The sequence below is a fragment of the Brevibacterium spongiae genome, assembly GCF_026168515.1.
In the GTDB taxonomy this organism is placed as follows: domain Bacteria; phylum Actinomycetota; class Actinomycetes; order Actinomycetales; family Brevibacteriaceae; genus Brevibacterium; species Brevibacterium spongiae.
On record NZ_CP093443.1, the window covers coordinates 850,188 to 876,500 of the forward strand.

Sequence of the window (26,313 nt, forward strand, 5' to 3'; positions counted from 1 at the left end):
CATGACGAACGACACCTCGACCGAGACCGTCGTGTCCTCGGACGACGAATACATTCCCAGCGGTGAAGAACTCGAGATGAGCGGAGGTGCTCCTCCGCGCAAGGCCAAGCACTTCTGGCCCTCGGTCAAACGCCTCTTCGGGCTGATGGCCAGCGAGAAGATGGGACTGATCAACGTCGTCGCGCTCGTCGTCGGCTCCGTCGTCCTCACCGTCATCGCACCGAAGGTGCTCGGCAAGGCCATGGACGTCGTCTATTCGGGAATCATCGGCGCGCAGCTGCCGGCCGGGGCGAACATCGACGACATCATCGCCGGTGCTCGGGCCGAAGGCCGCGACGATTTCGCCGACATGCTCTCCACCGCCGATGTCGTGCCCGGACAGGGCATCGACTTCACGGCACTCGGGCAGATCATCATCATCGTCCTGCTCATGTACCTCGTGGCCTCGATGCTCATGTGGGCGCAGGGATACATCCTCAACGCACTCGTCATGCGCGTGGTCTACCGGCTGCGTGAAGACATCGAACGAAAGATCAATCGCCTGCCGCTGCGGTATTTCGACACCAGGCAGCGCGGCGACGTGATGTCTCGAGTGACCAACGACGTCGACAATATCCAGCAGGCGCTGCAGCAGGCATTCTCGCAGCTGGTGCAATCGGCGCTGACGATCATCGGCATCGGCGTGATGATGTTCATCGTGTCCTGGCAGCTCGCGCTGCTGGCACTCATCGCACTGCCGTTGTCAGCGATCATCGCCGGAGTCATCGGCACCCGGTCGCAGAAGATGTTCAAAGCGCAGTGGAAGCACACCGGTGAGGTCAACGGACACGTCGAAGAGTCGTTCTCCGGACTCGACATCGTCCGGGCCTTCGGCCGTGACGAGGTCATGCTCGAAGAGTTCGACCGCCGCAACGAATCGCTGTTCAAGGCATCGGCCGGAGCCCAGTTCGTCTCCGGCATGATCATGCCGTCGATGCAGTTCGTGTCCTACCTCAGCTATGTGCTCATCGCCGTCGCCGGCGGCTTGAAAGTCGCCACGGGGCAGATGACGCTCGGCGATGCGACCGCGTTCATCCAGTACTCCCGCGAGTTCTCGCAGCCCATCGCCGAAATGGCCGGCGTTGCGAACATGCTCCAGTCCGGAGTCGCTTCGGCCGAGCGCACCTTCGAACTGCTCGACGCCGATGAGGAGGAACCTGACGAGGTGCGCCAGTCCTTACCTCCGCGGACTCCGGGCAAGGTCGAGTTCTCCGAGGTCAGTTTCCGCTATGTTCCGGAGACCCCGCTCATCGAGAAGGTGTCATTCACCGCCGAACCCGGCCACACGGTCGCGATCGTCGGCCCCACCGGCGCAGGCAAGACGACCCTGGTCAACCTCGTGATGCGCTTCTACGAGATCACCGGCGGCACGATCATCCTGGACGGCATCGACGTCCGCGAGCTCAGTCGCGCCGATCTGCGTTCGCACGTGGGCATGGTGCTCCAGGACGCGTGGCTGTTCGAAGGCACGATCGCCGAGAACATCCGCTACGGTCGGCTCGACGCCACCGACGACGAGGTCATCGCCGCAGCGAAGGCGACGATGGTCGACAGGTTCGTCCGGCAGCTGCCTGACGGCTATGACACCGTCATCGATTCCGACGGAGGCAGCGTCTCCGCCGGTGAACGACAGCTCATCACCATCGCCCGCGCCTTCCTGGCCGACCCGTCGCTGCTCATCCTCGATGAGGCGACCTCCTCGGTCGACACCCGCACCGAGGTGCTCGTGCAGCAGGCGATGGCAGCGCTGCGAACCGATCGGACATCGTTCGTCATCGCCCACCGGCTCTCGACGATCCGCGATGCCCACACCATCCTCGTGATGGAAGACGGCGCGATCGTCGAGCACGGAAACCATGAGGAGCTGCTCGCGGACAAGGGAGCCTACTACCGCCTCTACATGTCGCAGTTCCGCGGTGAGGACGCTGAAGAGCAGTTCACCGCCGAAGTGCTCGCCGAGACGGATGCTGAGGTGCTCGCCGCGACGGACGCCGATGCGCACGCCGAGACCGATGTCGCTGATGGCGGCGAGGATGCTGCAGCCGGTGACGGCGAGGCGGCCTCGGGCGGCCAGGCAGATTCGGACGGCGGCGGTTCTGCTGCCGACGACACGGCCGGTTCGGACGGAGACGCGGAGTCGTCGTCGAGAACCGGTCCGACGCCGCAGCAGTAGAAACGCCATGAAACCGCGGGGTCCTCGAGCTCAAGCTCGGGGACCCCGCGGCGCATTCACGAGAAGCTGCAACGTCGACAGCTGTGTCGCACCGGCACAACTCCCTCCCCGCAGACGGAATTCCCGCATAACGTTTTTTCAGCCGGAAATGTCGAAATCGATGATTCCGTGACAAAGTTCCGGCTGGTCGACAGTCGGCTCCAATCGGCTTGACGACTGTCGCTTGCCCTGGTCAGGCTTCAGCCGGACGCCGGTTACAGTCGGTCAGCAGTCAAACGGTGAGAGCCGAGAGTTGCGAAGTGATAAACATTCGGCAAATCAGCAATATCACTTCTGTCATGATCTAAATGACCAAAAGTCGTGTGTCCGTCGTCACCTGCGTAATGTCCGAGCCACAACTGAAGACGGCAACCGGCCAGAACTCTGGAAGGACCATCATGAAACGGCTGGCAATGGCGGCAGCGTTCGCCCTGGCTCTCTCGCTCGGCGGGTGGGGTCAGGCGGCCGCACAGGCAGATGACAGCACGGCACCTCAAACGGCAGACGTCCAAGCTGCGGGAGAAGCAGGCGACGCTCAAGCGGACCCCCCGGGAACCGAGACGCCACCTGAGGACCCCGGTGAGGGCGCCGCGTCCACCGACCCGGGAGAGGACGAAGATGCCACCGATCCCGGCGGCGACGAGAATGCCACGGACCCTGGTGACGGTGAAGAAGCGGCCGACCCTGACGACGGTTCGGACGAGCCGACCGAGGACTCGGCACCGATCGAGGCGTCGTTCTCCCTCGACAAGGCGACGATGACCGTCGACGAGGCGGCTGAAGCGATCCCGTACACCATCACCGGTCTCAAGGCCGGAGACACCGTGACCGCCGGACCCGGCGGGAACGGCTCCATCACTGTCGACAGCGACGGAACGTTCAACGGCGAGCTTCGCGGCAACACCGAACTCAGAGCGGGCGACACCCTCGAGGTCACAGTGACAGTCGCCCGAGACGGGCGGGAGTCGAAGACCTTCACTGGCAGTGTGGAGATCACCGCAGCCGATGACGGCTCCGATGCCGAGCTCAGCGTCGATCCCAAGACGCAGGGTCTCGACACGTTCCTCGACAACGGCGTCGGCATCACAATGGCCAACTGCACGATGGATGAAGAAGTCACCTTCACCGTCAAACGCAAGGGAGAGGACGCGACCATCTGGGAGGACACCCAGATGGCCGGTGAGGATGCTGCCGGGTTCACCACCTTCGTGCCGGGAACGGGCGGCGAGGACTGGATCGGCGACTATGTCGTGAGCGCGAGCTGCGGCGATGAGACCGCAGAGACGACGTTCTCGGTCACCGAGGAAGCTGAGGCGGATGCGGATCTCACCGTCACGCCGAAATCTCAGAAGCTGCAGGACTTCCTCGAGAACGGGGTCAACATGACTCTGGTCAACTGCCACGTCGATTCTGACGTGACGTTCCAAGTGAGCGCCAAGGACGACCCCGACACCGTGATCTGGGACGAGACTCAGAAGGCCGGTGAAGATGCGGCCGGATCCGTGCAATTCACACCAGACGGCGATGGAGGAGCCGCATGGGTAGGCGAATATCTCGTCACGGCATCCTGCGGTGACAAGAGAGCAGAGACCACCTTCACCGTCACCGACGACGGCAGCGTCGTCGATCCGAAGCTGTCGATCGAGCCAGAACGACTCTCCGGACAGGACTTCATCAACCGCGACAAAGGCGTGCAGCTGACCGTCACCGATTGTGCCGCAGACGCCGACGTTCAGTTCGAGGTGTACTCCGAGGACATGAGCGAGAAGCTCTACGAGCAGACGGCGACGGCCAACGACGAAGGCACGGCCGGAGTCCAGGTCTACGGCCTCGGTGATGATCCTGCGTACTACGTCGGCACCTACAACGTGCACACCAGCTGCATGGATATCCCCGGGAGTGGAAAGTTCGTCGTCACCGGTGACGAATCCGGTGGTGGAGACGGCGGAGATTCTGGTGAGGCGGGAAGTTCCGGAGGCGGCTCGTCGATGCCGCGCACCGGTGCTGAACTCACCGGTCTGACTGCCGGAGCACTGCTCATCCTCGGCGGCGCCGCAGCTATCACCGTGGCACGTCGGAAGAACAAGAGCTGACAGTGACCGGCGACCCGTCGGGTTGGTGACTCCACCCGGCCCGACGGCGCGAACCGGTCCTGGAGGAAGAGATCGGCCCCGGCCCTCGATTCAACGTCGAGCGCCGGGGTCGATCTGTGTCGCGTTCTTGCCCTTGGGTTCAAGGAGTCGTCGCAACACCTCCAGTGAGGAGGATGTTGCCATGGCCCGTCCCGGACCCCGTTCCCTGCCCAGAACAGTCGAGGCCCAATTCTGGGACCTGATCAGGACAGGATTGACCGTCGAAGAGGCCGCCGAGGTATTGGGCGTGTCGGTATCGATCCTTCGGCGGTGGTTTCGCCATCGTGGAGGTGTGAAACCACCAATCGGTTATGGTCACCCAACCCGGTTCCTGACCATCGATGACCGTGAAGACATCGCGGTTTATCGGGGTCAGGGGCTGGGCGTCAGAGCAATCGCTGAGCGTTTGAATCGAAGCCCGTCAACGATCAGTCGCGAACTGCGCCGCGCCGCACGCGCCCCGGAACACGTCAGACCCTCCCGACCGGCCTATCGGCCCAGGATCGCCCAGGAAGACGCTGATGCGAAACGCCATCGGCACCGGGACCGGAAGCTGACTACCAATCTTGCCCTGCGCCGTGAGGTGCAGGCACGATTGGCACTGAACCACAGTCCCGAGCAGATCGCGTCACGACTGCGCGTGGACTACCCCGATGATCCGGAGATGTGGGTGTCGCACGAAACGATCTACCAGTCCCTGTACGTCCAAGGCCGAGGCGGACTCAAGCGCGAACTGGTCAAGCATCTGCGTACGGGCCGCAGCCTGCGTAAACCGCGCAGAACCAGTCAGGAGCGGCGGGGACGGATCCCGAACATGGTCAACATCGCCGACCGGCCCAAGGCGGTCGAGGACCGGGCCGTGCCGGGCGACTGGGAAGGCGACCTTATCCTGGGGACAGTCGAATCGGGATCAGCGATCGGGACTCTGGTCGAGCGTGCCACGGGGTTTTCGATGTTGCTGCATCTGCCTGAGTCACACACAGCCAACGCAGTGGCCGAGGCGATGATCGCGAAGATGGCGCAGCTGCCGGCCGAGTTGAAGCGCTCACTGACCTGGGATCAGGGCAGTGAAATGTCTGAACATGTACGCATCGCTGAGGCCACGGGTTTTGATATCTACTTCTGTGACCCGCATGCGCCTTGGCAGCGGGGAACGAATGAGAACACCAACGGGCTGTATCGGCAGTACTTCCCGAAGAGCACTGACCTCAGCCAGTGGGGGTCGGGTTACCTCGATATGGTCGCTGCTGAGCTCAACGCCCGACCCCGGAAACGGCTGGGCTGGAAGACACCGGCCGAGGCCCTGGCTAAGCTATTGAACGAACACGACGATTCGACAGGTGTTGCAACGATAGCTTGAATCCGCCGCCGAAAACGTTGATGAACGAGTTTGCATGCGCGCTGACGTGCATCTCGTCGAACGCTTGTTCTCCCGGGAACCACCGAAACTGCCGATAACAATTGCCCCTGCTGAATCCTGCGGGTTGATGACGATGTGATCGGCAATCTGATCATGACCTGTGCACAGATGAGTGGGCGTGCGTGGATGATCATTGCGCTCTGGCGCAGACGAGCTCGAACGACCGTGTTGACCTGGACCGATGAAGCCGCCTCGGCGAGGTTGAGGCTCCGAATGGAATCCGACTCTGAACGTCGTCTCAACGTACGATTCAACAGGTCGCGTTGGCATCACATGGGCATAAGATCTCTGTTTCGAAGTTGTCATGACCACAATGATCAGAACTCTACAAGCGTCGTCCTCGGTTCGTATCGTCGTTGGCATAACCGAATACGGAATCACCGGTCAACAGAATTTCAACGCCGAAAGAAGGATGATCACAATGAAGAAGACACTCGCTCTCGCCGCTACCGCAGCAATCAGCCTCTCCGCTCTCACCGCCGGTCCCGCGGCGGCCGCCGGACACGATCACACTGATTCCAGCAACGCCGCTCTGGCAGTCCCAGCGGCCGATGCGCAGGACGACAGCGCCAAGAATGGAGACTCGGGCGAAGAGTCGAATCCAGTCGAGGCCAGCCTTGCACTCAAATACTCGTATATGAATCCGATGGGGTTTTCGAGTTTCGGCGGGATTCAATACACCATTGATTCATTGGAAGAGGGAGACATCGTCACCAATACTCTGACCGACGAGATCGATCGAGTGGACAAAGACGGCCCCTATGACGGTTCGATCATGTTTGACAGGGAGCCCGAAGCCGACACCACTGTCGATTTCACCGTCACAGTGGAGCGAGACGGTGAGAGGAAAAAGGAGTTCCCCGCAAGCATCGACGTGGTGGAAGGCGATCGCGGTGCCTCCGCCGATGGGGACGTCATCATCGACAACGATGAGCTGACAGTCGCCGATTTCAAACAATTTGGAATCGATCTCACAGTGGTGCAATGTCCGGCCGACAGCACGGCCAACTTCAAGGTGGCGAAGAAGGACGCACCGAATAAGGTGTTGAAGGAGAAGTCGCAGCTGGTCGGCGAGGATGAATCCGCATCGGTGCACGTGGTGCCTCCGGCTGGGGTCGAGGACCACACAGGCGAATACGCAGTCATGACTGAATGCGGTGACCTCAAGTCCGAGGGAACGTTCACTATCAAGGATTGAGAGCGGTCGGTGGGAGCCGATCGGCCGCATGGATCGACCGTGAATGCAGCTCAGGCCCCGAGCTCGGTTTGGAACCGAGGCTCGGGGCCTGAGGTGTCTTCGGCTGGAAACGAAGTAGTCGACTCAGCCCTTGGCGACGAGTGTGCGCACGGCCGAGGAGAAGAATCCCTGACCGTCGATACCGCCGCCGTCCTCAGGGCCGAATCCGGCCTCGACTGCATGCTCAGGGTGGGGCATGAGACCCACGACGTTGCCGGCTTCGTTCGTGATGCCGGCGATGTCGCGCAGAGAGCCGTTCGGGTTGAATCCCTGGTAGCGGAAGACCACGCGACCGGTGGACTCGAGCTCGTCGAGCACCTCGTCGGTGGCGACGTATCCGCCTTCGCCGTTCTTCAGCGGGATGCGGATCGTCTGGCCCTGCTCATAGTCGCCGGTCCAGGCGGTGTCTGCGTTCTCGACGAGGAGGTCCTGGTCGCGGCAGATGAAATGCTGGTGGTCGTTGCGGATGAGCGCACCGGGCAGCAGGTGGGATTCGCAGAGGATCTGGAAGCCGTTGCAGATGCCGAGCACGGGCATGCCCGCATTCGCCGCGGCCACGACCGATTCCATGATCGGGGCGAAACCGGCGATCGCGCCGCAGCGCAGGTAGTCGCCATAGGAGAACCCGCCGGGCAGGATGACGGCGTCGACACCGGACAGCGTCGAATCCGCATGCCACAGGTTCACCGGGTTCGCACCCGCCAGACGCACGGCACGGGCCGCGTCACGGTCATCAAGTGTTCCGGGGAACGTGACGACTCCGACGGAGACTCCGGACTCAGCCCCCGCCTCGGCGAGGGTGGGATCATCGGCCACAGCGGTCACGATGCGTCCTCGGCCACCCGCACGGCCACGACATTCTCGATGACCGGGTTCGACAGGAGCTTCTCCGCGGCTTCGCGCGCCTGGGCGAGCACTTCGTCGGTGGCTTCGCCCGCGACCTCGAGTTCGAACCTCTTGCCCTGACGAACCTCACCGAACCCGGTGAAGCCGAGGCGAGTCAGCCCGCCGGAGATCGCCTTGCCCTGCGGGTCAAGAATCTCGGGTTTGGGCATCACCTCAACGACGACACGTGCCATGCGTGTTCTGCTCCTTTGTGAAAGTGTTCGGGAGTTCCTCCCGCGCTCGCCCAAAGTCTATCAAGCATGGCGTGCGCCCCGGCCCGCAGTCCGCTCGCCGGACTCAGGAGTCGAAGCCCATGCCCACGGCGTCGAGAACCTTGAGCAGCGGGCCGCGTTTGCCGGCGTTCTCATCGGCCTTGATCAGGGCGTTCGTCGTCGCCTTGATGCCCAGCCACGCGGCGGGTTCGGGCGGGAACGGCAGTGGCAGTCTCCGAACCATTTCGAGCTCGGTGAGCTCGGTCGAATCTCCGGAGAGCAGATCGAGCATGACGGTCCCGGCGAACCGGGAGGCACCGACGCCGAGACCGGTGAATCCCGCCGCCATCGCCACCTTCTTCCCATACGCGCTGGTGAAGAACGAGAAGAACCGCGAACACGTATCGATCGGGCCACCCCATCTGTGCGTGAATTTGAGTCCCTCCAGCTGTGGGAAGGTGGCGAAGAAATGCTCGGCCAAGGTCTCGAAGGTCTCCGGCCGCTGATCGTACTTCCACGAGATCTGCCGCCCGAAGTGGTAAACGGCGTCCCACCCGCCGAAGAGGATCCGGTTGTCCGCGCTCAGCCGGTAGTAGTGGAATCGGTTTGCGCAGTCGCCGATGCCCTGCCGGCCCTCCCAACCGATCGCCGCCATCTGCTCATCGCTGAGCGGTTCGGTCATGAGCGCGTAGTCGTAGACCGGCACGGTGTGCAGGCTCACCCGCTTGAGCAGGGACGGGAAGACATTCGTCGCAAGCGCCACACGCTTCGCCGTGATCGTGCTGCAACGGGCGGTCGCGCAGTCCTCGATCGTCTCAGCGGTCACCCGGGTCTGCACCCGCACAGTGGTTTTCGCGTCGCGGACATCCGTGACCTTCGTGCCCTCGAAGACCTCGACACCGAGGTTGCGGACGACCCGCAGCAGCTCCCAGCACAGCTTCGCCGGATTCACCAGGGCGACCTCTCGCGAATCCCACAGCGCAGCTTTGTAGGTCGGTGACTTCACGATCTGCGCCAGCTGCTGCTGGTCGTAGAAGATGAAGCCGGCGTCCGGATCGTGGGCCTCCCGCAGCTCGGCCACCTGGTAGTCCTCGGTGGCGACGTCGAGCTCACCGGTGCGTTCGAACTCGCAGTCCATCCCGTACTTCGCGACAGCGGCTTCGATGGCGTCGAGGTTCTCCCGACCCAGCTGGGCCAGACGCTCGTTCTCATCGGGCAGGTGGGCTTTCCCGTTGTCATAGCCGTGTGTGAGGCTGGCCGCGCAGAAACCGCCGTTGCGCCCCGAGGCGGCCCACCCGATCGTGTTCGCCTCGACGAGGACGACGTGCCGGTCAGGATCCCGCTCCTTCGCCTGCAGAGCCGTCCACAGCCCGGTGAACCCGCCGCCGACGATGAGGAGGTCGACCTCGCAGTCTTCGGTCAGGGGCGGCAGCGGGGTGGGGCGCTCATCGGAGTCGAGCCAGAACGGAACGGTCGATGCCTCGGCCAGTGCGGCGTGCACGTCCATGTCACTTCACTTTCTTGCTGGTGCGGTTAGCGCGAACTCTGCCGGGCGGCAGGTGCTGGTGGTGTGAACTCTGCCAGACGGCAGGGGCAGGTGGTGCGGGACTGATGGGCCACCTCGGTGCGGGTGGGACGGCACTCGAGGCCCTCCCCGAGGCGCGGGGAGGGCTGGAACCCGGGCCCATCCTCGGCGAGGGCGTGGGTGGGCATCATCCGGCCATCGTCTTGATGATCTCTGTCGTATTGCCGCCGGCCTTGCGCAGGACGAATCCGACGAAGCCGAGGGCGGCGAGGGTGAGCACGAACATCACCGTCGACATCGCGGCCACCTCGGGGCGCAGGGCCACACGCACGGCGGAGAAAATGTAGACCGGCCACGGGGTGTAGCCCGGCTGTTGGACGAAGCTCGAGAGGATCGTGTTGTCCAGGCTGACGGTGAACGACATCAGCGCACCGGCGAGGATGCCGGGGGCCGCGATCGGCAGGGTGATGTCCTTGAACCGGTTCCACGGGGTCGCTCCGAGGTCCGCGGCGGCGTCCTCGAGTTGGGTGTCCATTCCGGCCAGCCGGGCCCGGACGATGAACGTCACGATCGCCATGGAGAACATCGCATGGGAGATGATGAGCCTGACCAGGCCGTTGTTGAGCGGAGTGATGCCCCAATCGACGCCGACGGTGACGAACCACGGCAGGAACGAGATGCCGTCGACGATCTCGGGGGTGACCAAGGTCAGACCGAGGATCGCCGTGAGTCCCAGCGCCCACCAGGCGCCCTTGCGGGCTCGGGCCAGAGCGACCCCGCCGAGGGTGCCGAAGATCGTCGAGACGATCGCGGTGCCCACCGCGGCCTGCAGGCTCGTGACGATCGAGGAGACGATGATGTCGTTGTTGATGCCGCTGATATAGGCGTGCAGGCCGAAGCCGTGGAAGTTCGCGAGCACCTTGCCGTTGTTGAACGAGTAGGCGATGATCACCGCGATCGGCACGAAGAGGTAGACGAAGACGAGGATGCCCCAGACGTGCAGAGCGATATCGGTCGGTGTCCGGCGCGCGAACGTGTTCTTCTTCGGCATCTCAGGCCCTCCCGTCGTGCAGCGGAACACTGTTGAGTCTGGCCGTGATCGCCTGCCCGAGCTTGAGCAGGGCGAAGCCGATCCCGACGACGACCAGAGTGGAGATGATGAGGATCATCGCCATGGCCGCACCGACCGCCCAGTTCTGAGCGGTGTTGAACTGGTTGGCGATGAGCTGACCGACCATCGACCCGCTCGCCCCGCCGAGGACGGTCGCCGTGACGTAGTCGCCGTTGAGTGGGATGAACACGAGCAGGCACCCGGAGACGACTCCGGGCATCGCCATCGGCAGCGTCACCCGCATGAACGTCTTCACCTTCCCGGCACCGAGGTCGTAGCTGGCTTCGCGCAGCTTCTTGCCCGAGGCGTCGATGGCGACGAACAGCGGCAGGATCATCAGCGGCAGATAGTTGTAGACGACGCCGATCTGCACCGCCGAGCGGGTGTAGAGGATGTCCAGCGGTCCGTCGAGCAGTCCGAGGCTCTGCATCCAGTTCGAGAGGAACCCGTCGGGGGAGAGCATGATCTGCCAGCCGAGGGTGCGGACCAGGAAGTTCGTCCAGAACGGCACCATCACCAACGCCAGTGCCAGGGACCTGCGGGCGGGTGCGACCTTGATCGCCAGCCAGTACGCGAACGGCAGTGCGATGAGCAGGCACAGCAGGGTGCCGAGCAGTGAGATGCGCAGGGTCGCGAAGAACGTCGAGACGAAGCTGGAGCTCATCGCCTCCGGGTACCGGTCGAAGGACAGGTGGTCGGTGGCGATGGCCGTGAACTGGTCGGGTTTGTACCCGAAGCTGTAGAAGACGACCAGCGCCAGGGGAATGATGAAGAAGAACAGCGCATAGGCCCACGTTGGGAACGACATGGCTGCGGCGCCGAAGAACTTCGTCGCCGGCTTCTGCGGCCGAGACTTCTGACGCCGTGACTGCGTCGGTCGTGATTGCTGCGGTCGTGACTGTTCCGGTCGTGGCTGAGTGCTCATGCTCCGCTCCTGGCCTGGGCGTCGGTGAGGATCTTCGTCCGGATCTGATCGGCCGGAGTCTGCTTGCTCGGTTCGAGGCGGTCGAGGACCTTCTGCGCGGGGAAGATGAGGTCCTGTTCGTCGAGATCGGCCTTCTTCGCCTGCTCTGCCAGACCCTTCGTCCCTATCGGGTAGCCGATGTAGTCGAGCTGCTCGACGGCGGTGTCCGGAGAGATCATGTGGTTGATGAACGCGTGCGCCGAATCCGGGTGCGGAGCACCGGTGGCGATCGCCCAACAGTCCATCCACAGATTCGCCGAGGGGGTCGGGAAGACGAACTTCCAGTTCTCCGGATCCTTGACCTCGGTCAGACCCTGCCGGGCGTCGCCGTTGTAGGCGTGCAGCAGGGTGAAGCTGCCTTGGATCATGCTGGTGGCGGCGTTGCCGACGTAGGCCTTCACGTTCGGGGCCAGCTCATCGACGATGATGTTCCGGGCCTTGTCGAGCTCGCCCTCGTCCTCGGTGTTGAGACCATAGCCGAGCGCGGCCAGGGCGATCGCTGAGACCTCCCACGGGTCCTCGAGCAGCGCAGTCGTGCCGGCCGCTTCCTTCTGCGCGGTGTCGAGGAAGTCCTGCCAGCTCGTGAGCTCCCGGTCGATCTTCGTCGTGTTGTAGACGAACCCCGTGGTGCCCCACGCCTTGCAGATCGAGTACGTGTTGTCGGGGTCGAAGTACTGATGCGTGAAGTTCGGGTCCATGTGCTCGAAGTTCGGGATCAGGCTGAGGTCGAGTTCCTGGAGCAGATCGTGTTCGAGCATCTGCGGAATGTTCGACCCCGTCGGCACGACCACGTCATAGCCGGAGGTGCCGCGTGAGGTCGAGAGCTTCGCGACGAGCTCCTCGTTCGACCCGTAGGCGTCGACCTGGACGAGGACGTCGTACTTCGATTTGAAGGCCTCGATGAGTTCGGGATTGTCGTAGTCACCCCAGGAGTAGAGGTTGAGCTTCGATTCGAGCTCTCCGTCGGTGGCCGGGGACGCGGCCATCTTCGTGGTCTTCCCGCAAGCGCTCAGCGCACCGAGGCCGACCACGCCGAAACCGGCCAACAGCGCTCGCCGGGACAACCTCTCCGAGGCGGCCCGCGGAGCCAGGAATGTCACATCGGGTCTCGTTCGCGCCATCTCAGGCACCGCCTTCACGGTCGGAACCGAGCGATCCGGATTCTCCGGCAGAGGTTCCGGTCTGCCCGGCAGTGGTTCCGGTGTCCCCGGAGTAGACGGCGACGGCGGTGGCGTCCCAACTCAGCTCCACCTCGGTGTCGGCGGAGAAGATCTCCCGCCCGGCGGCGGGGACGCGGGCGAGGATCTCGTCGTTGTCGCCGACGACGATCATGTACTGGATGACATCGCCTAGGAACGAATACGACATGACCCGCCCGCGCGCGGTGTTCGTCGCCTGCTCACCCTGCCGGGCGGGTCCGACGGTCATCCGTTCGGGGCGGATGGCCGCGCGGACCCTGTCGCCGACCTGGAGTTCGTAGGCCTCCCCGGCTGCGGTGGCGGGCTTGGCAGCAGTCGTCGGTGCGGAGAGGACGGCGTTCGCCGTCCGCAGGGTCACGGACCCGGATTCGGCGGCGGCCACCTCGGCGGGGATGAAGTTCTGCTTGCCGATGAACCCCGCGACGAAGCCGTTGTGCGGGTTCGCGTAGATGTCCTCACCGGAACCGATCTGCTGGATCACGCCGTCGTACATGACGACGATGCGATCACTCATCGCCAACGCCTCGTCCTGATCGTGGGTGACGAAGACGAAGGTCGTGTCGAGCTTCGTGTGGAGGCGTTTGAGTTCGAGCTGCATCTCCTCGCGCAGCTTCCGGTCGAGTGCGGACATCGGTTCGTCGAGGAGCAGGACCTGGGGTCGGTTGACGAGGGCGCGGGCCAAGGCGATGCGCTGCTGCTGACCGCCGGAGAGCTGCTCGGGTTTGCGCCCGGCGAAGTCCTCCATCTGCACGAGGGCGAGCACGTCGCGCACACGCTGGGCGATCTCGGGTTTGGGCACCTTCGCCTGCTTGAGCCCGTAGGCGATGTTGTCGGCGATGTTCATGTGCGGGAACAGCAGATACGACTGGAACACAGTGTTGACCGGACGCCGGTGCGGGGGCAGCGAGACGATGTCCTTGCCCGAGAGCAAGATCGCCCCGTCGGTGGGGGTTTCGAAGCCGGCGATCATCCGCAGCAGGGTCGTCTTCCCGCAGCCCGACGGGCCGAGCAAGGAGAGGAACTCACCGCGGTGGACGGACAGGTCGAGACGGGCGATGGCGGTGTTGTCGCCGAAGACCTTCTTCACACCCTGGATCTCGAGGTGGTCGAGTCCGGCGGCGGGTGTCGTCTCTGCGGTCGCTGTGCTGGTCATGGTGGGCCTTTCGTCTCAGGCGGGAGCGGAGTCGGTGGGAGCGGGCGGCGGCGTGGGCCGGTGCGGCGGTGCCTGCGTTCGTGCCTGCGGCGGCAGTGTCGGTGCCTGCGCCGGCAGGGCGTCGTGGACGATCCGGCCGGCACAGATGGTCAGGTCGTTCGTGATGGCCGCGATCTCGCCGGGAGCGACTTCGAAGGGGTTCGCACTGGTCAGAGCGAGGTTCGCCGGTTCGCCGCGGCGAATGCCGCCGTTGGAGCGGGAGCGCAGCAGGTGAGCCGAGCCCGAGGTGTAGGCGCGCAGTGCGGTCTCCACGTCGAGGGCCTGCTCCGGCAGCAGCGGTGAGGTGTCGGCGGCGCCCGGATGGGAACGGTTGACGGCGACGTGGATCGCCTCCCAGGGGTTCGCGGTCGACACCGGCCAGTCCGAGCCCATCGCCAAGTGAGTGCCGGCGGCGGCGAAGGAGCCGAACGGGTAGAGCCACCCTGTGCGTTCGTCGCCGAGGACGGGGAGGTTGAGGTCGATCATCTGCTCGTCATAGCAGGCCCACAGAGCCTGCAGGTTCGCGGTGACACCCAGCTGGGCGAAGCGGGGGACGTCGACGGGATCGACGACCTGGACGTGGGCGATGTGGTGACGGGCGTCGGCGCGGGGCGAACCGATCGCCGCGAACGCGTCGAGGGCGGCCCTGACCGCGGCATCGCCGATCGCATGGCAGTGGATGTCGAAACCGGCCCGATCGAGGGCGGCGAACGAGGCTTCGAGGTGGTCCTTCGTGAAGTAGCTCGTGCCGCGGCCGCCGCAGGTGCACGAGTATTCCGAGCTCATAGCCGCGGTCCGGGATTCGACGATGCCGTCGAGCATGAACTTCACCGAGGTGGTGCGGAAGCGTCCTTCGGTGCGGGCCCGAGCGGTCAGTTCGGCCACCTCGGCGTCGATGTCCGTGACCTCGCGCGGCCACCACAGGCTGCCGACGACCTCGGAGTGAAGATCGTCCGAGGCGGCGGCGCGGACATAGGTGTCATAGGGGTCGCGGTGCCCGCCGTAGTCACCGACGATGGCGTCCATCCACGCGGTGACGCCGAGGGAGTTGAGGTAGGACTGCCCGGCGAGCAGACCCGCGTGGACCTCGGCGTCGGAGGCTGGGGGTACGTGGGCGGAGACGAGGTCGATCGCCGATTCGTGCAGACATCCGGTGGGAGTGCCGTGGGAGTCGGTGACGATGACGCCGCCGGCCGGTGCCGTAGTCGTGGCGTCGAGTCCCGCGATGGTCAGTGCCGCAGTGTTCACCCATGCGGAGTGGTGGTCGGCGCTGAGCAGAATGGCCGGCCTGTCCGGGCAGGCGGCATCGAGGAGGTCTGCGGTCGGGTTGCCGCCGGGGAAGTCGGCCATCGACCATCCGCCGCCGATGACCCAGTTGGCAGTGGGGGCGGGCGAGTTCGTGGGATCCGGGATATCGGTGGCGTCCGCCTCGGCGGAGGTGGGGTTCTCTGCGTTCGTTGCGGCGACGTAGTCACGGATCATGTTCAGGGTCTCGGTGAGGCCGTCGGCGCCGCTGACATCGCAGGCCAGGGACTCCTGCCCGCCGAAGGTCGTGTGCACGTGGGCGTCGACGAAGCCGGGGGTGAGGAGGCGGCCGGTGGCGGCGATGACTCGATCCGCCGGTGACTGTGCGGGGCCGGTGCCGAGCTCGGTGATGAGGCCGTCGCGGATGCTCACCCGATTCTCCGGCCGGATCGAGTCCCCGTCGAAGATCGTGACGTCGAGGATGTCGATATCCAAAGCTGCCTCCCGACTGCGTTGTCGAAGATCAGGCGGAATCACGATGGACGTGCTCCGCAGGCTGTCATTCTAAGGCGGGGCGGTCGGGGCCAGAAGAGCTTCCGCTCAGCCGTTACCCGTTCGTTCCCGTCGAGTGACCGCCACGATTTGTGGCGCGCGTCACTGTTGAAGAACAGTAGTCGATGGCAGAGGCGAATTCCACCAATTTCGTTGGCTGAGACGGCTGATGCTGAACTATTTCTACTCGGCTGCACCGGTGGCCGCTGAATCAGTGTCGCGCTGTGCGTTTTCCGCAGGGCGTGCGGCAAGTGCGCACGGGGTCGGCGAGGAACATGCGCGTAGGGGTCGGGGCGCGAGGGGGCTCGCGTTCGTGGGTCGGCGTGAAGGACGCAGCGCGAAGGCTGTTGAATGCGTTTGTGGTCACAGCGCCGAGGCGACTCAGCCGAATTCGGCGGATCTCCTCGGTGCTGTGACCACAGACGGTGAGGTGCGGGTCCCAGCTGGGCGCGAGACCGCGGCGTGGGGCCGCGGGCCCGGCAAGGCGGGACTCAGATGGGTGAGGTCTGGGCTCAGGCGGGGAAGGTCTGGGCTCAGCCGGGGAAGGACTGGACTCAGGCGGGGAAGGTCTGCCCGGTGAGCTTCTCGAAGGCCTCGATGTAGCGGGCGCGGGTCTTCTCGACCACCTCGTCGGGCAGTGCCGGGGGCGGGGTGTCCGAGGACTTGTTCCAGCCGGACTCGGTGGTCAGCCAGTCGCGGACGAACTGCTTGTCGAAGCTCGACTGCGTCTGCCCGGGCTCATATCCCTCGGCATCCCAGAAGCGGGAGGAATCCGGGGTGAGCACCTCGTCGCCGAGGACGATCGTGCCATCGGCCAGGGTGCCGAACTCGAACTTCGTGTCGGCGAGGATGATTCCGCGTTCGCGCGCGATGGCTTCGGCGCGCTGATAGATCTCCACGGTCAGGTCCCGCAGCTTCGCAGCAGTGTCATCGCCGACGGTCTTCGCGACGGCGTCGAAGCTGACGTTCTCATCGTGCTCACCGAGCTCGGCCTTCGTCGCCGGGGTGAAGATCGGGGGTTCGAGGCGGTCGGCCTCGACGAGTCCTGCCGGCAGCCGGATGCCGCAGACCGAACCGGTGGCCTGATAGTCGGCCCTGCCGGAACCGGTGAGGTACCCGCGGGCGACGCATTCGACGGGGAACATCGACAGGTTCGCAACGATGAGTCCGCGACCGCGCACGGCCTCGGGAACATCGGAGCTGATGACATGGTTGCCGATGATTTCGGAGAGCTGATCGAACCACCACAGGCTCAGCCCCGTGAGCACCTTGCCCTTGTCCGGGATCTCAGAATCGAGCACCCAGTCATAGGCGGAGATCCGGTCGGAGGCGACCATGAGCAGAGATTCCGCGCTGGCCGCATCGGCGGCGTCCGCAGGAATGTAGAGGTCGCGGACCTTGCCCGAGTACACGTGCTTCCAGCCCGGCAGCTCGGGAGCCGCGGCGGACAGGCCGGCGCCAGCGCCGGAACCTGCAGCGCCGGAACCTGCCGCGCCGGTACCTGCAGTGCCGGTGCCTGCCGCGCGGGAACCTGCAGGAGTGGGAGCGACCTCGGGGGCGGGGTAGATGTCGGCCAGTGCGATTCGGCCGGCGGCGGCCGCCTCGGCGATATCGGTCCGGTGCTGCTCACCGGCCCATTTGATCTCATCGATCGCCGCGTACGCCCGGGCCCTGGCATCGTCGAGGCCATCGCCCAAGGACACGACGGAGAGCACGCGTCCGCCGGCGGTGACGATGTCACCGGTCTCGGCGATGTCCTTCGTGATCACAGCATCCTCGGGGGCGAAACCGCCGCTGGAGCCGGTCGCGAGCTTCGTGCCGGCGTGCAGCACGCTGACGTCGGGCAGTGTTCCTGCCGTGTCGAGGCCGCGGATGATGTCGCCGGTGCCGGGTGTGCCCGGGTAGTTCTCCGCCGCCATGACCACCGTCACCGAGGCGCGCGGATCCCAGTCGAGGTCACCGACCTCCTCGAGACGGCCTTCGGCGGCTGCGAGCAGGGTCTGACCCAGCGGGCTCTGCAGTCGGGCGAGCACGGACTGGGTCTCGGGGTCGCCGAAGCGGACGTTGAACTCGACGACGCGCAGCCCCTTCGACGTCATGGCCAGTCCGCAGTAGAGGAGCCCGGTGAACGGGGTGCCGCGGCGAGCCATCTCATCGACGACGGGCTGGGCGACGGTGTCGATGATCTCCTCGACAGTGCCGGCCGGCAGCCACGGCAGCGGCGAATAGGCACCCATGCCGCCGGTGTTCGGGCCGGTGTCGCCGTCGCCGATGCGTTTGAAGTCCTGCGCCGGTGCCAGCGGGACCGTGGTCTTGCCGTCGCAGAGGACGAAGAGGGAGACCTCGGGGCCGTCGAGAAAGTCCTCGATGACGACACGATCGGAGACCTCGAGACAGGAGCGCGCATGGTCCAGCGCGGCATCGAAGTCGTCGGTGACGACGACGCCCTTGCCGGCGGCCAGTCCATCGGCCTTGACCACGTGCGGGGCGCCGAATTCGCGCAGCGCTGCAGAGGCCTCATCGGGAGAGTACGCGACCACGGTGCGTGCCGTCGGCACGTTCGCGGACTCCATGATCTCCTTCGCGAACGCCTTCGACCCCTCGAGGTGGGCGGCTTCCGCACTGGGCCCGAAGACCGGGAATGAGGCTTCGCGCAGAGCGTCGGCGACGCCGGCGACCAGCGGAGCCTCGGGTCCGATGACGACGAGATCGACGTCGAGGGACTCGGCCAGCGCAGTCACGGCGGCCGCATCGGAGGCATCGACCGCCTCGGTGTGGGCGATCTGTGCGATCCCGGGATTGCCGGGTGCGGCGATGACGGCGTCGACCTGCGGGTCGCGCGAAAGGGCGAGGACAAGGGCGTGTTCACGGGCGCCCGAACCGATGACAAGAACCTTCACGCCACCAGCCTAAAGGGTCGTAGGCTTGAGTGCGTGACCTTCTCGACTTTCACCGCCGCCGACGCCGCCGAGCTCGCCGTGGTCATCCGTTCCGATTTCATCGAATCCCGGCACATCGGGTCCGCCGTCGTCCTCGACCCGCACGGATCACCGGTGATCCGCTTGGGTGCCCCCGAGGTTCCCGTCTTCACCCGGTCGAGCCTCAAACCGCTGCAGGCGATCGCCGCGATGAGCCTCGGCGCGCAGCTGACCGGGCCCGCCGCGGCCCTGGCCACGGCCTCGCACAAGTCCGAAGCCGGGCACGTGTCGGTCGTGTCCTCGATGCTCGAGTCCGCCGGGCTGAGCGTGTCCGATCTGCAGTGTCCCTCCGCCCATCCCGCCGACGGAGCCTTCCGCCGCGAACTGCAGGAACGCGCACGGGCACAGGGGGACGAGAACACCGACCCGCGCTCGCCCCTGTACTTCAACTGCTCGGGCAAGCACACGGCGTTCCTCGCCGCGGCCCGCGCCATCGGCGCCGACACCGCCACCTACCTCGACCCCGACCACCCCGTGCAGAAGAAGGTCGCCGAGGTGGTCACCGCCTTCGCTTCCGAAGACCCGGCCGCGGTCGGCGTCGACGGCTGCGGAGCTCCCGTGTTCGCACTCAGCCTCACCGGGCTGGCCCGGGCCATCGGCCGAGTCATGGCACTCGGCAGCGGGGGCGCCGACCTCGGTTCCGCCTCGGCGACGGGACAGGACTGGACTGCGTATGCGGGTGAAGCACGCACCCTCACCGAGGCGGTCTTCGCCGATCCGTGGGCGATTGAGGGCCACGGGAGGCCGAACACCACGGTGATCGAACGCCTCGGGATCTTCGCCAAGGGCGGGGCCGAAGGCGTCATCGTCATGGCCACGCCCGCCGGATACTCGGTGGCGGTGAAGTGCCTCGACGGATCCTCCCGCGCCACCGGCCTCGTCGCTCTCACCCTGCTCAAACTGGTCGGCGCCTTCGACGCCGGGCCGGGCACCGCCTCGGCGGGGGAGCGCGGCGCCTCGGTGGGGGAGGGGACGGCAAGCACCGCCTCGGTGAGGGAGGACGCCTCGGTGACGGACGGCCGCACCGCCTCGGTGAGCGATGAGGAGATCGACGCGACGATCGCGGCGATCACGGACCCGGTCACCGGCGGAACCGATTCCGATGGGCGGACGGACGTTGTCGGACGGCTGGAGCTCGGGAAAGATATAGCCGATATCAGTGAGAGGAAGTGGGACTGATGGCGATTCGCAGAAGGATCGACCCCGATCAGGGTCGCAGCGCATTGGAGATGTGGTCGCGGCAGACGTCGCTCGACGCGGGCTCGGTCGACCGGCCGACCATCGCCACCGCCGTCCGCTTCGCCCTCGAGGAGCTCGCCGCCCGCGCCGAAGGCAACAGCGTCGAGGTCCGGGTTCCGCCGTTCGGGGTCACCCAATGCATCGCCGGGCCCCGCCACACGCGCGGCACCCCGCCGAACGTCGTCGAAACCTCCGCCGAGGTGTGGCTGAACCTCGTCGCCGGCCGCACCGACTTCGCGACCGCGCTCGCCGACGGCGGTATCGAGGCCTCCGGGACTCGCGCGGACCTCAGCGATCACCTTCCGCTGTTCACCGCAGCAGACCTCGAGGACCGACGATGAGCGCACAGATCACGCAGACGACGTCGTTCATCGGCGGACGGCATGTGCCCTCGCTCATCACCTACGCGAACGTCGATCCGGCCACCGGCGGCATCCTCGGCGATGTCTCCCGCGCCGGTGCGGACGAAGTCGACCGGGCCGTCCAGGCGGCCGCGAAGGCGCAGCAGGAGTGGAAGAGGTCGAGTCCGGAACAGCGGTCCCGACTGCTCGTGGCCACTGCGGCCATGATCACCGCCCACCGCGATGACCTCGCCCGCCTCGAATCCGAGGACACCGGCAAACCGCTGACGCAGGCATATGCCGACGTCGACGTGTGCGCCCGCTACTTCGAGTTCTACGGCCACACCATCGAGTCGTACTACGGGCACCAGATCCCGATGGCCGATGACATGCACGTCTACACTCGGCGCGAACCCTTCGGCGTGACCGGGCACATCGTCGCCTGGAACTATCCGCTCCAGCTCATCGGCCGAGCCGCGGCGACCTCGCTGGCCACCGGCAACTGCGCCGTGGCCAAACCCGCCGATGAGACACCCCGGTCGACGGTCCGCCTGGCCGAACTCATCCACGCCGTCGGCTTCCCGGCCGGAGCGTTCAACGTCGTCACCGGGCTCGGCGCCGAAGCGGGAGCCGCCCTGAGCGCGCATCCGGGAGTGGCGCACCTCGGCTTCGTCGGATCGACGCAGACCGGGTCCGCGATCGCCCACGCCGCAGCCGATCGGGTCGTGCCGACGGTGCTCGAACTCGGCGGGAAGTCCGCGAACATCGTCTTCCCCGACGCCGATATCGACACGGCCATCCCGTCGCTGCTGCGTTCGATCATCCAGAACGCCGGACAGACCTGCTCAGCCGGATCCCGGCTGCTCGTCCACCGTGACGTCCACGCCGAAGTCGTGGAGAAGATGACCGCAGCGATGTCGAGTGTGACCATCGGCTACGGCCTCGACGATCCGATGCTCGGACCGCTGATCTCGGCCAAGCAGCACGACCGGGTGGCAGGGTTCCTCGCCGAGGTGGGGGCCGGTTCGGGTTCGGCCGGTGCCGGGTCGGGTGGCTTCGGGTCGGGTGGTTCCGGGGCGGCCGGGACTGGGTCGGCCGGTTCCGGGGAGATCGTCACGGGCGGCACGCGGCCGCAGGGTCTGGCCGATGACCTCGCCGAGGGGGCGTTCATCACCCCGGCCCTCGTCGATTCCGTGGACCCGCAGTCGCGGATCGCTCAGGAAGAGGTCTTCGGCCCCGTCGTCGTGACGATGCCGTTCGCCGACGAGGACGAAGCCGTGGAGCTGGCCAACGGCACCGACTACGGTCTCGTCACCGCCCTGTGGACGCAGAACATCTCCCGGGCGCATCGGGTTGCCGCCGAGGTCGACGCCGGTCAGATCTTCGTCAACACCTACGGCGCCGGCGGGGGAGTGGAGCTGCCCTTCGGCGGATTCAAGAAGTCCGGCTACGGCCGCGAGAAGTCCATCGAAGCCCTCGACGAATACACGCAGACGAAGACCGTCGCCATCAAGCTGTGACAACGCGGGTGGCCGCTGAGCGCGGCTCGGTCGTGGGCTGGGATTGGGGCGCGGTGCGCCGATGACCTTCCCGGTGCTCGGCCTCGTCCTCATCGCTTCGGTCGCCCACGCCCTGTGGAACCTCGCCGCGAAGTCCGTCACCGGCAAGGGCTATGCCTTCGTGCTCGCCTACCACGGGCTCTCGGCGATCCTGCTCGCCCCGGTCGCAGTCGCCATCATCGCCACCGGCATCCAAGCGCTGAACTGGACGCTGGTGGCAGCGGCCGCGCTCAGCGCGGTCTTCCACATCGCCTATTCCGTGGCCCTGCAGTCCGGCTACGACCATGCGCCCCTGGGTGTGGTCTACCCGACGGCCAGAGGCACCGGACCGGTGGTCACGATCATCATCGCCGTGGCCTTCCTCGGTGAACGTCCCACCCTCGCCGAGGCGGCTGGTGCGTTCATCGTCATCGCCGGCATCGCGGTGGTGACCATCCGTCCCCGCAGCGGGGGCGACGGCATCGGAGGCGGTTCCGGGCTGCGCCGCGGGCTCGCCTGGGGCGCACTGATCGGGGCGTTCATCGCCTCCTACACTCTGTGGGACGACTTCGCAGTCAACCACATCAGCGATTCCCCGCTGCTGTACTTCGCCGTCTCCGAGGCCTGCGTCGGGATCCTCATGACCGCCGGCATCCTCGGACTGCCGGGCGGGGCGATCAGGCGCGCTGACTTCCGAGAGATCCTCCGGGCGCACAAACGCGCGCTGGTGACCGTGGCGATCCTCTCACCGCTGGCCTATGTGCTCGTCCTCTACGCGATGCAGCAGGCGCCGGTGGCGCTCGTGGCCCCGGTGCGGGAGACCTCGATCATCATCGGCACTCTGCTCGCCTGGTGGTTCTTCGGTGAGAAGAACGTCGTGCTCAAACTCCTCGGCGCCCTCGTCGTCGTCACCGGCATCGGACTCATCGCCCTCGGCTGAGAACGGTCGGCTCGTTGAGGAGCCGACCGTTCTCGGGGCTCGGGGCTGGGTTTCGGCGCTCGGGTCCGGCTCAGCGGCGACGGCCGGGCTGACGCCTGTTCACCCGCACGACCCGGACCGGGCACACGGCGTGGGAGAGGACTCCCTGCGACGTCGACCCGAGGATCGTCGAGACGAAGCCGCCGCGACCGCGGGAACCGATGACCATGAGTTCGGCGGTGTACGTGGAGGACACGAGCACCTCGGTGGCGGGAGCATCGAAGATCGAATAGCGAACCTCGAGATCGGGGAAGTCCCCGGTCAGGGACTCCGCCGCAGCCTCATAGGACTTCGCCGCCTCGTCATACATCGTGATGAGATGCTCCTCGCTGGGCATCCACTCGGGCGAGAGGATGTGCGTGGCGGTGACGCCGACCAGTCGCAGCGGAAGCTGGTAGATCGCCGCCTGCGAAGCCGCGGCCCGCAGCACCGGAGTATCCGTTTCGAACGGGTCGACGGCGGCGACGATCTCACCGGAGAAGTCGGGACGCTGCCCTCCGTCCGCCTCGGCGGTCCTGGCCTCCTTCGCCCGCACGGGATCGTCGATGGGCAGGGGAGAGGTCGGCATGACCCGGGTCGGCCAGGTGCTCGGGACGACGACGGTGGGGCAGTGCGAATGCGCGGGCATCGCCAGCGCCACGGAACCGAGCAGACGCCCGGCGAATCCGCCGCGGCCGCGGGCACCGACGACGGCGAGATCGGCATTCTTCGAATGCTCGACCATGACACCCGAGGCGTCACCGGGAACGATCGTCGTCGACACGGGCACCCCGGCGTCCGAGACGGAGTCGGCGGCCGCCTCGGCGATGGATTCCACGGTCTTCTTCACAGCCGCATCGAAGTCGGCGGGGTAGACGATATCGGCTTGGCTCATGTTCACGCCGGGGACGGTGTAGGCGGCGACGAGACGGATCTCGGCGGAGGTCTTCTGCGCGTGCGTGGTCGCCCACTGCAGTGCGCATGCTGCGTTATCGGAACCGTCGATGCCGACGATGATCGTGTGTGCCATGTCTGAACCCCTGTCTGCTGTGACCGCCCAACTGGATGAGTCCAGTCTATGGGCACGGACCCGAGACTGCCTGGGAAGTGCGTCCCCGAGACAGTCTGGGAAGCGGCTCAGGGTGACTCGACTAGAATGTTCGCGACCTGTAGTGCCGGGCCCTGCCCGGTGAGCCATCGGCCGTGAGCGGCCCCCGCCCGAGGAGATCATGAAGGACCAGATCGACGTCGCCGTCCGCCGCAGCCCCAAGTATTCGGTGTTCATGGGCATCGGTGCGGTGCTCGGCGTCATCGTCGCAGGAATCCTCGCGATGTTCGTCGACCCGACCGATATGCCGATGGGCTACACGGTGGCCAAGGGGCTGGGTCTGCTGCTGCTCGTACTCGGCATCGGCGGACTGTTTCTCGGCGGGCTCGTCGCCCTCATCCTCGACTGGACGGGCAAGAAGCGGGCGAAGGAATACCGCGTCGACGCGCAGATCGACATGGTCGACGACCCGAAGGAAGTCGCCCGCCGGCGCATCGCCGAAGCCCGCGGAGAGGACCCGGATGCGGGGGCGACTGCGGACGCGGCGACGGACGTTGCGACGGACGAACCGACCGCCTCGGCGAGTGCTGCGACGGACGAACCGGCCGCCTCGGCGAGTGCTTCGACCGACGATCCGACCGCCTCGGCGGGCGCTTCGACCGACGATCCGACCGCCTCGGCGGGGGAGTCCGTGGACGTCGATGACGCGGTCGACAATGGGGATTCCAGGCGCGGAAGCACCCCCGATTCCACAGTCTGATCGAGCGGTCTGAGCTCGGTTGCGGGTATGAGACAATTTCACTCGTGGCTAGAGGAGACGGGCAGCTGACGCACGAAATCGACCCCCAGGACCGCGGACCGCAGGATGAATGCGGTGTGTTCGGAGTCTGGGCACCCGGCGAGGAAACCGCCAAACTCACCTACTTCGGGCTCTACGCCCTGCAGCACCGCGGACAGGAGTCCGCCGGGATCGCCGCCAGCAACGGCAAGCAGATCCTCATCTACCGCGATATGGGCCTGGTCTCCCAGGTGTTCCACGAACGCGACCTCGAACTTCTGCAGGGACACATCGCCGTCGGACACACCCGGTATTCGACGACCGGATCACCGTCGTTCGAAAACGCCCAGCCCACCCTGGGACCGACCCCGTTCGGCACCGTGGCGCTGGCCCACAACGGCAACCTGACGAACTTCGACGCGCTCGAGGCCATGGCCGATTCCCGCCGCGACCACGCGACGAAGGTCGTCGAAGAGGCGACGAGGAAGACCTCCCGCACCCGACCCTTCCGCGACTCCTCAAACGACACCTCACTGGTCACCGAACTCTTCGCGACAGAGGAAGGAGAGAACCTCACCGAGGCGGCTCTCAACCTGCTGCCGCATGTCGAGGGAGCGTTCTCGCTGGTCTACATGGACGAGCACACCCTCTACGCCGCCCGCGACCGGCACGGAGTCCGTCCCCTCTCGCTGGGCCGGCTGGAAAACGGGTGGGTCGTGGCCTCGGAGACCGCGGCACTCGACATCGTGGGTGCGAAGTTCGTTCGTGACATCGAACCCGGCGAGCTCATCGCCATCGATGAGGACGGGCTGCGCTCCCACCGCTTCGCCGAACCGAGCCAGGCTCGCTGCGTCTTCGAATACGTCTACCTCGCCCGCCCGGACAGCATGCTCGCCGGCAAGAACGTCCACGCCGCGCGGACCCAGATGGGCAGGCAGCTGGCCGAAGAGTTCCCGGTCGACGCCGATCTCGTCATCGCCACCCCCGAATCGGGCACCCCCGCCGCCGTCGGCTACGCCGAAGCCTCGGGCATCCCGTTCGGGCAGGGGCTGATGAAGAACGCCTACGTCGGACGCACCTTCATCCAGCCCTCGCAGACCCTGCGGCAGCTGGGCATCCGCCTCAAGCTCAACCCCATCCGCGAGAACATCGAAGGCAGGCGCCTCGTCGTCGTCGACGATTCGATCGTGCGCGGCAACACCCAGCGAGCCCTCGTGCGGATGCTGCGGGAAGCCGGAGCGGCAGAGGTCCATGTGCGCATCTCGTCCCCGCCGGTGAAGTGGCCGTGCTTCTACGGCATCGACTTCGCGACCCGGGCCGAACTCATCGCCAACGGGCTGACAACCGATGAGATCTGCGAGAACCTCGGCGCGGACTCCTTGGGCTATATCTCACTGGACGGCATGATCGCCGCCACCCAGCAGGAGCGCAGCCAGCTGTGCACGGCCTGCTTCTCGGGCGAGTACCCGATTCCCGTCAACAACACCCCTGCCGACAAAGGATGCTGA

General features: G+C 65.9%; 21 protein-coding genes. 10 read left to right on the forward strand and 11 right to left on the reverse strand.

What is annotated here, in order from left to right:
- Position 1 precedes the first annotated feature (1 nt).
- The 4 genes from L1F31_RS03730 (at position 2) to L1F31_RS03745 (ending at position 7,001) form a co-directional block, all read left to right on the forward strand.
- The gene (locus L1F31_RS03730) at positions 2–2,212 is read left to right on the forward strand and encodes an ABC transporter ATP-binding protein (protein ID WP_429860943.1); all 2,211 of its coding nucleotides are present in this window, start codon (positions 2–4) and stop codon (positions 2,210–2,212) included.
- Between the two features lie 437 nt (positions 2,213–2,649).
- Entirely contained in the window at positions 2,650–4,344 is a 1,695-nt protein-coding gene (locus tag L1F31_RS03735) for a hypothetical protein (RefSeq protein ID WP_265419349.1), read from the forward strand.
- 181 nt (positions 4,345–4,525) lie between these two features.
- A complete protein-coding gene (locus tag L1F31_RS03740; protein ID WP_265419350.1) occupies positions 4,526–5,743 on the forward strand; it encodes an IS30 family transposase in 1,218 nt (405 codons plus the stop codon).
- 481 nt (positions 5,744–6,224) lie between these two features.
- Positions 6,225–7,001: a hypothetical protein gene (locus tag L1F31_RS03745; RefSeq protein WP_265419351.1), complete on the forward strand. Its 777-nt coding sequence runs from the start codon at positions 6,225–6,227 to the stop codon at positions 6,999–7,001.
- Between the two features lie 123 nt (positions 7,002–7,124).
- On the opposite strand, the gene purQ is transcribed toward L1F31_RS03745, so the two are convergent.
- From purQ to purD, 10 genes are all read right to left on the reverse strand, one after another.
- Positions 7,125–7,865: a phosphoribosylformylglycinamidine synthase subunit PurQ gene (gene purQ, locus L1F31_RS03750; protein ID WP_265419352.1), complete on the reverse strand. Its 741-nt coding sequence runs from the start codon at positions 7,863–7,865 to the stop codon at positions 7,125–7,127.
- Positions 7,862–8,119 (reverse strand): phosphoribosylformylglycinamidine synthase subunit PurS, encoded by a 258-nt coding sequence (gene purS / locus L1F31_RS03755; RefSeq protein WP_265419353.1) that lies wholly within the window; start codon positions 8,117–8,119, stop codon positions 7,862–7,864. Before purS ends, purQ begins: the two co-directional genes overlap by 4 nt.
- Positions 8,120–8,222: 103 nt before the next feature.
- Positions 8,223–9,644, reverse strand: a complete 1,422-nt coding sequence (locus L1F31_RS03760; RefSeq protein ID WP_265419354.1) for an NAD(P)/FAD-dependent oxidoreductase — start codon at positions 9,642–9,644, stop codon at positions 8,223–8,225.
- Between the two features lie 26 nt (positions 9,645–9,670).
- Complete coding sequence (locus tag L1F31_RS03765; protein WP_265419355.1) at positions 9,671–9,853, reverse strand: hypothetical protein; 183 nt, start codon at positions 9,851–9,853, stop codon at positions 9,671–9,673.
- Complete coding sequence (locus L1F31_RS03770) at positions 9,850–10,713, reverse strand: ABC transporter permease (RefSeq protein ID WP_265419356.1); 864 nt, start codon at positions 10,711–10,713, stop codon at positions 9,850–9,852. The genes L1F31_RS03765 and L1F31_RS03770 overlap by 4 nt, the downstream gene beginning before the upstream one ends.
- Position 10,714: 1 nt before the next feature.
- Positions 10,715–11,698 carry an ABC transporter permease gene (locus L1F31_RS03775; protein ID WP_265419357.1) on the reverse strand — a complete coding sequence of 328 codons (984 nt, stop codon included), beginning with the start codon at positions 11,696–11,698 and terminating at the stop codon, positions 10,715–10,717.
- Positions 11,695–12,858, reverse strand: a complete 1,164-nt coding sequence (locus L1F31_RS03780) for a polyamine ABC transporter substrate-binding protein (RefSeq protein WP_265419358.1) — start codon at positions 12,856–12,858, stop codon at positions 11,695–11,697. The genes L1F31_RS03775 and L1F31_RS03780 overlap by 4 nt, the downstream gene beginning before the upstream one ends.
- A 1-nt stretch (position 12,859) precedes the next feature.
- Positions 12,860–14,089 carry an ABC transporter ATP-binding protein gene (locus tag L1F31_RS03785; RefSeq protein ID WP_265419359.1) on the reverse strand — a complete coding sequence of 410 codons (1,230 nt, stop codon included), beginning with the start codon at positions 14,087–14,089 and terminating at the stop codon, positions 12,860–12,862.
- 15 nt (positions 14,090–14,104) lie between these two features.
- Positions 14,105–15,868: an amidohydrolase gene (locus L1F31_RS03790; protein WP_265419360.1), complete on the reverse strand. Its 1,764-nt coding sequence runs from the start codon at positions 15,866–15,868 to the stop codon at positions 14,105–14,107.
- Between the two features lie 611 nt (positions 15,869–16,479).
- The gene (gene purD / locus L1F31_RS03795; RefSeq protein ID WP_265419361.1) at positions 16,480–18,825 is read right to left on the reverse strand and encodes a phosphoribosylamine--glycine ligase; all 2,346 of its coding nucleotides are present in this window, start codon (positions 18,823–18,825) and stop codon (positions 16,480–16,482) included.
- Between the two features lie 33 nt (positions 18,826–18,858).
- Between purD and L1F31_RS03800 the strand changes: the two genes are divergently transcribed.
- The 4 genes from L1F31_RS03800 (at position 18,859) to L1F31_RS03815 (ending at position 22,961) form a co-directional block, all read left to right on the forward strand.
- Positions 18,859–20,082, forward strand: coding sequence for an asparaginase (locus tag L1F31_RS03800; protein WP_265419362.1), 1,224 nt, complete (start codon positions 18,859–18,861; stop codon positions 20,080–20,082).
- The gene (locus L1F31_RS03805; protein WP_265419363.1) at positions 20,082–20,483 is read left to right on the forward strand and encodes a sterol carrier family protein; all 402 of its coding nucleotides are present in this window, start codon (positions 20,082–20,084) and stop codon (positions 20,481–20,483) included. Before L1F31_RS03800 ends, L1F31_RS03805 begins: the two co-directional genes overlap by 1 nt.
- A complete protein-coding gene (locus tag L1F31_RS03810) occupies positions 20,480–22,003 on the forward strand; it encodes an aldehyde dehydrogenase family protein (protein ID WP_265419364.1) in 1,524 nt (507 codons plus the stop codon). The genes L1F31_RS03805 and L1F31_RS03810 overlap by 4 nt, the downstream gene beginning before the upstream one ends.
- A 61-nt stretch (positions 22,004–22,064) precedes the next feature.
- A complete protein-coding gene (locus tag L1F31_RS03815; RefSeq protein ID WP_265419365.1) occupies positions 22,065–22,961 on the forward strand; it encodes an EamA family transporter in 897 nt (298 codons plus the stop codon).
- A 70-nt stretch (positions 22,962–23,031) separates the two neighbouring features.
- Here the strand turns inward: L1F31_RS03815 and L1F31_RS03820 are convergent, their stop codons facing one another.
- Entirely contained in the window at positions 23,032–24,009 is a 978-nt protein-coding gene (locus tag L1F31_RS03820; protein WP_265419366.1) for a universal stress protein, read from the reverse strand.
- A 199-nt stretch (positions 24,010–24,208) separates the two neighbouring features.
- Here L1F31_RS03820 and L1F31_RS03825 point away from each other — a divergent pair, with 199 nt between their 5' ends.
- Both L1F31_RS03825 and purF read left to right on the forward strand, forming a co-directional pair.
- Positions 24,209–24,787: a hypothetical protein gene (locus L1F31_RS03825; protein WP_265419367.1), complete on the forward strand. Its 579-nt coding sequence runs from the start codon at positions 24,209–24,211 to the stop codon at positions 24,785–24,787.
- A 44-nt stretch (positions 24,788–24,831) separates the two neighbouring features.
- Positions 24,832–26,313 (forward strand): amidophosphoribosyltransferase, encoded by a 1,482-nt coding sequence (gene purF, locus L1F31_RS03830; RefSeq protein ID WP_265419368.1) that lies wholly within the window; start codon positions 24,832–24,834, stop codon positions 26,311–26,313.

Excerpts from the sequence above, each read along its gene's own strand:
- L1F31_RS03730 (WP_429860943.1), top strand. The coding sequence starts at position 2 with ATGACGAACGACACCTCGACCGAGACCGTCGTGTCCTCGGACGACGAA.
- L1F31_RS03735 (WP_265419349.1), top strand. The coding sequence starts at position 2,650 with ATGAAACGGCTGGCAATGGCGGCAGCGTTCGCCCTGGCTCTCTCGCTC.
- L1F31_RS03740 (WP_265419350.1), top strand. The coding sequence starts at position 4,526 with ATGGCCCGTCCCGGACCCCGTTCCCTGCCCAGAACAGTCGAGGCCCAA.
- L1F31_RS03745 (WP_265419351.1), top strand. The coding sequence starts at position 6,225 with ATGAAGAAGACACTCGCTCTCGCCGCTACCGCAGCAATCAGCCTCTCC.
- purS (WP_265419353.1), bottom strand. The coding sequence starts at position 8,119 with ATGGCACGTGTCGTCGTTGAGGTGATGCCCAAACCCGAGATTCTTGAC.
- L1F31_RS03760 (WP_265419354.1), bottom strand. The coding sequence starts at position 9,644 with ATGGACGTGCACGCCGCACTGGCCGAGGCATCGACCGTTCCGTTCTGG.
- L1F31_RS03765 (WP_265419355.1), bottom strand. The coding sequence starts at position 9,853 with ATGATGCCCACCCACGCCCTCGCCGAGGATGGGCCCGGGTTCCAGCCC.
- L1F31_RS03770 (WP_265419356.1), bottom strand. The coding sequence starts at position 10,713 with ATGCCGAAGAAGAACACGTTCGCGCGCCGGACACCGACCGATATCGCT.
- L1F31_RS03775 (WP_265419357.1), bottom strand. The coding sequence starts at position 11,698 with ATGAGCACTCAGCCACGACCGGAACAGTCACGACCGCAGCAATCACGA.
- L1F31_RS03780 (WP_265419358.1), bottom strand. The coding sequence starts at position 12,858 with ATGGCGCGAACGAGACCCGATGTGACATTCCTGGCTCCGCGGGCCGCC.
- L1F31_RS03785 (WP_265419359.1), bottom strand. The coding sequence starts at position 14,089 with ATGACCAGCACAGCGACCGCAGAGACGACACCCGCCGCCGGACTCGAC.
- L1F31_RS03805 (WP_265419363.1), top strand. The coding sequence starts at position 20,082 with ATGGCGATTCGCAGAAGGATCGACCCCGATCAGGGTCGCAGCGCATTG.
- L1F31_RS03810 (WP_265419364.1), top strand. The coding sequence starts at position 20,480 with ATGAGCGCACAGATCACGCAGACGACGTCGTTCATCGGCGGACGGCAT.
- L1F31_RS03815 (WP_265419365.1), top strand. The coding sequence starts at position 22,065 with ATGACCTTCCCGGTGCTCGGCCTCGTCCTCATCGCTTCGGTCGCCCAC.
- L1F31_RS03820 (WP_265419366.1), bottom strand. The coding sequence starts at position 24,009 with ATGGCACACACGATCATCGTCGGCATCGACGGTTCCGATAACGCAGCA.
- L1F31_RS03825 (WP_265419367.1), top strand. The coding sequence starts at position 24,209 with ATGAAGGACCAGATCGACGTCGCCGTCCGCCGCAGCCCCAAGTATTCG.